The sequence below is a fragment of the Pedobacter sp. 01T416_2 genome, from assembly GCF_056398925.1.
In genome coordinates this window covers 1-5,224 of sequence record NZ_JBFTQI010000415.1, presented here as the reverse complement: position 1 = coordinate 5,224, position 5,224 = coordinate 1, and the positions used below count along the sequence as shown (strand labels likewise).

Genomic DNA, 5,224 nt, shown 5'->3' with positions numbered 1-5,224 from the left:
ACTGAGCCCTAATCATCATCGTCTTTTTTCTTCTTCTCCAAAATCACAAAAGCACTCCGTTTTGGCGCTGGCATTATCGATTGCTCGCCTTTAACCGATTTCCATACCACTTCGTTTAAATCTAAATCTGGTGCCGAATCTTCTTTGGCAAAATTGAACAGTTCGGAACGTCTGCTGCTTTCATTCACCGCCACATTCCGTGTATCTAAATCAATAAGCGGCTGAATCACATTATAAGGTGTAAAATCAGGCGTAGCCGTAAAACATTCATACAGTGGCATAGCTGCAGCATCGTACTGGCTCATTGGCGGCAAACCTAAAATAAGTTCCATTGTTCTTAAAAATCCGGAAGTAGAATACATCGTATGAACAGGCGTATTCCGCTTAACATAAGGGCCAACCACATATGCTGGCGAACGGTGCGCATCAACATGATCGGGGCCATTCTGTGCATCATCTTCCAAAATAAAAACAACCGATTCTTTCCAGATTGAGCTATGCGATAAATGCTCCAAAATACGGCCCACAGCTAAATCGTTATCGGCAACTGCTGCCTGTGGCGAGTATTTACCTTTCTTTTGTCCGCTGGTGTGGTCGTTAGATATTCTTAAAGTATTAAATTGTGGCACAACACCAGCCACCAATAACGAATCGAAATCATGCTGCCATGCATCAACCCGCACCTGATCTTTAATATCCATATCAAACCCGGGCGAAGCCGTGCACATATGGCCCTGTAGCGATTTAATATTTGCTTTTCCATAATCGCCAAACTCACCATAACTGCGGTAGCTTACCCCTGCCCTTTGGCAGTAATCCCAAATAAAACCACCTTTTGGGTAAGTAACCGGCCTGCCGCCTTCGAAGGTGGTACTTCCGCCGCGTGCACCATAACTGGTAGGCCATGTTTTCTCGACTACATCTGTAGCATAAGCGGCCATGCTCCAGTTGTGTCCATCGGCACTTACCTCTGCATCAACATAGAAATTATCAAGCAGCACATAGTTTTCGGCAAAGGCATGCTGGTTAGGTGTAATTTTTCTACCAAAAAGTGTTAATGTAGAATCGCCGTTTCCTTTTGGCATATCGCCAAGCACCTGATCGTAGGTCCTGTTTTCTTTAATAATATAAAAAACATGCTTAATGGGCGATTTTTCGCCCTGTTTACGCGGAATAGGATTTCCGGCTTCACCATCGGCCATGATAGTCCGCTTATCAGTAAAGGGCGTATTGGCATACACCTGTTTGGTATATGCTTTTAACTGCTCAGGTTTTGGTGCATCAATAAAAGATAAGGTTCCTTTAAACAAACCGGCAATATACTGCAGCCGGCTATTGGCCGTACTTCCCATATGGTAGCCACTATTATCAACTTTAGAAATAGGTTGTGGCCCTTGAGGGTTGGCCATAGGTGTATTGCCCTTACCATTGGTAACCAAAATTTTCGAGCCCAAAACCTTCACACTCGTTGGGTACCAGCCTACCGGGATAAAACCCTGACTTAAACTTAATCCAGGTTTGCTCACATCAAAAACTGCCAAACAGTTGTTATCTGCATTGGCGATGTACAAAGTTTTCTCGTTGGTACTTAAAGCTAAACCATTAGTGGTAGAACCTGTTAACTGTGTGGCATAAAGGGTCGTAGCAATGGTTTCGATCACCTTATTGTTCGAAGTATTGATTACCGAAACGGTATTATCGTTGGCATTGGCTACGAATAAAATATTTCCTTTTTTATTAAGCAATAGTTCATTTGGGTGATCGCCAACAGGAATGCGTTGTGAGATGCTTTCTGAAACTAAATCGATAACCGCAACAGATTTTCCACCCCAGAGCGAAACGTATAATTTACTTTCATCTGCAGATAAAACACAACTGTAAGCAATTGCAGGAAGCTGGATTTTTTTCAGGATCTGCTTTTCTGTGGGGTTGATAATGTATAAACTGCTGTCTTCTTTGGTTACCGTATATAACTTACTGTTGTTTTTGTTTACAACAATCCCCGCCGGACTGATTTTTCCCTTTGGCCAAATGGGACCTAGTTTAATAGTATCGCTTTTGCCAAGTTTATTGTTCTGGATATTAAAATCTAAAATCCAGTTGTCGTTACCGCCTGAAGCGTAAAGGTGTTTTTCGTCTTTACTAAAAGCAATGCCGTACCACGATTTACTTAGCACTTTTTCATCGATAATCTTTTCTGTTTTGGCATCAAGCAATTGCAGCGACTGGGTACTTTGTCCGTTGTTGGTAATGGCAAGATATTTACCCGAGGCGCTGAGCTGCATATTTAAAGGCAAATCACCCAATTGTAACGAATGCCCTGCCGGGCTCAGCTTCCACCCATTAGGCAGTAAAATCTGCTGTGTACTTTCGTTTTTGCCTGGCCATTGTGCAAATCCTTTTTGGATGAGCAGGAAACCGAATAATATAAATATATATGACTTTTTCATTTTCTTAAATTGATTTAGCAACACCTAGCGATGAAGATTAAAATTAACCAGCGCCCTGATGGTGTAACCGTTACCAGATGCTACGGAACCGATTTCGCGGATGGCCTCTGATGGGATTACCTGACTACGGGTTGCATAAAAAACAGGCCCACCAGAAAGAGAGAACGAAAGTTTCGAATGGTTTGGTTCCAGATTGATTGATGGCCCGATCATTACCTTTGCACCACCTTCTGCTTCATCCTTTTCCCAAAAGCCTTCTAAATCTTGACCTAAGGCTTCAAAGCCAAGGTATAAAACGTTAGAAACACGATGCTGATAACCAAAACTGCTTATAAAATCGAGCTTATCCCTTGTTTTATCAAAAGCTTTTTCGAAACGAAGGTTACCGGCCATTCGCCAGTTTGTCTGATCAAATGAAGCGGTAATGCGGCTAATCGCTGAACCAATGCTCGACCAATCTCTGCTTAAACCTAAACCAGCACCTAACCTAAAACCAGCTATGCCTTTACCGCCCACTAAATCTCTAATTACTTCAGCTTGTTGCGCAGAGGTTACACCTCCCGAATTGGCAAAACCGATTGCTGCTGTTGCATACAAGGTAAACCTGCTGCCTAAATAGCCCTTAACACCAAACTGTTGCCCTAAACCATCATAACCGAACTGTCCATTGGTTCTTTCGCCATAACTTCCTGAATAATGAATATTCCAACGGGGATTTTCTGCTGTTAAGGTATTCAGCGAAAACAGAAAGGGCTGAGCGGCATCAGTTCCTGTTTTGATTTCAGGCTTGGCTTCATTTATTTTCTGTGCGGCACAGCTTAAGACGGTACCAGCAAAAATGAGCATCAAAATTGTCTTTTTCATTGCAATGATCTATCAATTAAAATTTGGTTTCATTTAATAGTGGCGATTGACTTGCATTTACCTGATAAGTCTGGATCTTATCATTTTCATCAACCTCTACAATGCGGTAACCTTTATAGGCCGTACCCCAGTTTCCACCGATGTGTGCATCGAAAAAGTGCGGCAGTTTATCGGTATAAAAAACGGCATCGAGACTGTGGTCGTGCCCATGGAATACTGCTTTTACATTTGCATAACTGTGCAGCAGTTTAATCGTATCCGGACATTCTATAAAAGGGCTTTCGGGCACCCAGAAATGAGGGGGAATATGCAACACCACGAAAACAGTTTTCAGGTTTTTAAACTTATCGAGTTCCTGCTTTAAAAAATCGTTGTTAGGGCATAAATAAGTGCCTTTGGTATCAGAAGTATTGGCCAAAACAAAACCTACTCCATTTTTTTCGAAAGAAAAGTTATCCTCATAGCCAAAAACCGATTTCCAGATCTTTGCATCGGCATGATCGTGATTACCCGGAATGGCATAAAAAGGAACTTTAAGTTTATCGTAATATTCCTTTTTTACTTCTGATAATAGTTCCGGACGATCGTGTACAAGATCTCCGTTAATGATCACAAAATTGAGTGGGTTTTTATCGTGCGATTCATTTAACCACTTCACAATATTCTCATGGTGCAATTTGTACTCCGTTCCAGGCTGACCATAATGTCCATCGGATGCGATGGCAAAACGCAATTTAGGAGCTTTGCCCAGTCTGGCAGGCGCGGTGTGTTCTTCAGCGAATGAAGAAAAAACTGGCGAAATACTGGCCACAACAGCTGCGGCCAAACTATTTTTTAGAAAAAATCGTCTGTTAGACATAAGGATGGGATATGTTTTGTATCAAAGCCCAATATTAGGATGACCAGGCTTCTTAAACATAAATTTAATGTTATGATTAGGTTAACCAAAGCATATCTGTGTATCAATTTTATAACAGAAAGGTCCTTGAAAATTCAGCTTAAATTTTATTCCTCGGTCTGTGTCCTCACAGAACGAAAAACAATAATTTCTTCCTATTGAGTACTTGATAAAAGCAAACCTGAAGGTCTGTGAGGACACAGACCTTGGATTAGTGATTGAAACTACCGGAACCTTTCTCCCAGTTTTTATTGCTGTTGCTACTAAAGGAAAGATCCTTCATTGCATTCAGGATGACAAATCCCTAAAATTGGGCGTCATTCCCGCGCAGGCGGGAACCACGAAGTGCTCAGCGAAGCTAATCGTAATGCAATAGCTTTAAATCCCCAATCATTCGGGAATGATGAGCCCATTCCTCGGTCTGTGTCCTCACAGAACGAAAAACAATAATTTTGTAATGAAAAATTTAGCGAAAGGACTAAAAACAAAAGGTCTGTGGGGGCACAGACCTTGGAGAAAAAATTTGTTGTTAGGTCTTCGACGAGCTCAGACAGATAACATTATCCAGAATTAATAAACCAAGTGCACCTGGTTCCGTGCTTTCCGTGTTTCCGTGGCAAAAAAAATGAGCTACCGATTCAGGGAACATCAAAAAAAAATGCCTGTGGGAGACACAGACCATGGAAAATATTTATTAAAAGATAACGATCGCCTGCTTGATGACCAGGTAAACCGCCAATGCGAACAAAAATATCGCTATCGATTTATTGATAATTAAGCTACTCAGGGCAAACTTCTCTTGGATATAGGTTGCAAAATGCGCATATAAGTAAAGTGCAAGTGTAGAACCAACGCCCGAGCCCAAACTAAAAATCACCAATGAAAGGTAATCCGTTTCAATCCATTGGTGTAAAATGACATAATTGCCAAAAAACAGCCAGAATGGAATCTGAACAGGGTTTAGCACCCCTAAAATTAACCCATATAAAACACTCCCACTTCGTTTATCCTC

Annotated in this window: 4 protein-coding genes; all 4 read right to left on the bottom strand. The window is 41.5% G+C overall.

Annotated elements, in window-relative coordinates; all coding sequences use genetic code 11:
• Positions 1-8: 8 nt before the first annotated feature.
• Positions 9-2,450 carry a bifunctional YncE family protein/alkaline phosphatase family protein gene (locus AC1DPQ_RS16810; protein WP_477610307.1) on the bottom strand — a complete coding sequence of 814 codons (2,442 nt, stop codon included), beginning with the start codon at positions 2,448-2,450 and terminating at the stop codon, positions 9-11.
• Between the two features lie 24 nt (positions 2,451-2,474).
• Positions 2,475-3,314, bottom strand: coding sequence for a hypothetical protein (locus AC1DPQ_RS16805; protein ID WP_477584503.1), 840 nt, complete (start codon positions 3,312-3,314; stop codon positions 2,475-2,477).
• A 16-nt stretch (positions 3,315-3,330) separates the two neighbouring features.
• Positions 3,331-4,173, bottom strand: a complete 843-nt coding sequence (locus tag AC1DPQ_RS16800; RefSeq protein ID WP_477584502.1) for a metallophosphoesterase family protein — start codon at positions 4,171-4,173, stop codon at positions 3,331-3,333.
• Positions 4,174-4,906: 733 nt separating this feature from the next.
• The coding region (locus tag AC1DPQ_RS16795) for a LysE family transporter (protein WP_477610306.1) at positions 4,907-5,224 on the bottom strand (318 nt) is incomplete at its 5' end.